This window comes from Halomonas sp. 707D4 (assembly GCF_024158685.1).
GTDB lineage: Bacteria > Pseudomonadota > Gammaproteobacteria > Pseudomonadales > Halomonadaceae > Vreelandella.
In genome coordinates this window covers 1-1,252 of sequence record NZ_JAMZBD010000688.1, presented here as the reverse complement: position 1 = coordinate 1,252, position 1,252 = coordinate 1, and the positions used below count along the sequence as shown (strand labels likewise).

The window sequence follows — 1,252 nt, the reverse complement described above, 5'->3', positions numbered from 1 at the left end:
CGTGATGCTGATCCTGATGGCGCTCTACATCGCCCACTGGTGGAAGGGGCTTCTGGCCCTCGAAGCCCTCGGGCGACGGCTCTGGCGCCACGTCGAGCCGGTCGGGCGGCGGCTGATGCCGGTGGTTCACCTGCCCCAGGCGTTCGCGCTGGGGGCGCTGTGGGGCTGGCTGCCCTGCGGGCTGGTCTACTCGATGCTCGCCTGGAGCCTGGCCAGCGGCGCGCCGGCCCAGGGGGCGCTGCTGATGGGCGCCTTCGGGCTCGGCACGCTGCCGGCGGTGCTCGCCACCGGCGTGGCCGCCCGCTCGCTTTCCGGGCTCATTCGCCACCCCGCCACGCGCACGCTGGCAGCGCTTTCGATCATCGCCTTCGCCCTCTACCAGCTCTGGGCGCTGGTGCCCCACGCGGGCCACTAGCGTCTCGCCGCTTTATTGACCCAGCTCAACCCGGCCACGTCGCCCGCGCGCTAACATGACTCGTCGCCGTCGAAACCGCCGGCGCCTGCCATCTGCCCGGGAGCCCTCATGCCCAATCGCGCTCACGCCGTGTCGTCACCCGCCCCCGCCTGGGACGAGGCGCTTCTGCGCCGCTACGACAAGAGCGGGCCGCGCTACACCTCCTACCCGACGGCGCTGGCCTTCCACGAAGCGTTCACATCCGCGGACTTCACCCAGGCGCTTCAGCGCAGCAACGCCGGTCGCCGGGGGCTATCGCTCTACGTGCACATTCCGTTCTGCGAGAAGATCTGCTTCTACTGCGCCTGCAACAAGATCGCCACCAAGAACCGCCAGCTCGCCGAGCCCTACCTTTCGCGCCTCGACCGCGAAATGGTGCTCGCCGCGCGCCACGTCGATACCTCGCGCCCGGTGGAGCAGCTCCACTGGGGCGGCGGCACGCCGACCTTTATGACGCTTTCCCAGATGGGCGACCTGATCGACCGGCTCGACGCCCGCTTCGGGCTCTCGAGCGACCCGGGGCGTGACTACGCCATCGAGATCGACCCGCGCGAGGCCGACGTGTTCACCCTGCGCCACCTGCAGTCGCTGGGCTTCAACCGGCTGAGCCTGGGGGTGCAGGATCTCGACCCGGAGGTGCAGCGCGCGATCAACCGCGTCCAGCCGAAGCAGCTGACCGAGACCCTGATGGACGAGGCGCACCGGCTCGGCTTCGGCTCGCTCAACGTGGATCTGATCTACGGCCTGCCGCGCCAGAGCGAGTCGCGCTTCGCGGCGACCCTCGCCCAGGTGATCGAG

Annotated in this window: 2 protein-coding genes; both read left to right on the top strand. The window is 70.1% G+C overall.

The window, feature by feature from the left end:
• Nucleotides 1-415 (top strand): sulfite exporter TauE/SafE family protein (locus BIS11_RS17920; protein WP_253586773.1); only part of this gene is annotated, 415 nt, incomplete at its 5' end.
• A gap of 108 nt (nt 416-523) precedes the next feature.
• The coding region (locus BIS11_RS17915) for a radical SAM protein (protein ID WP_253586772.1) at nt 524-1,252 on the top strand (729 nt) is incomplete at its 3' end.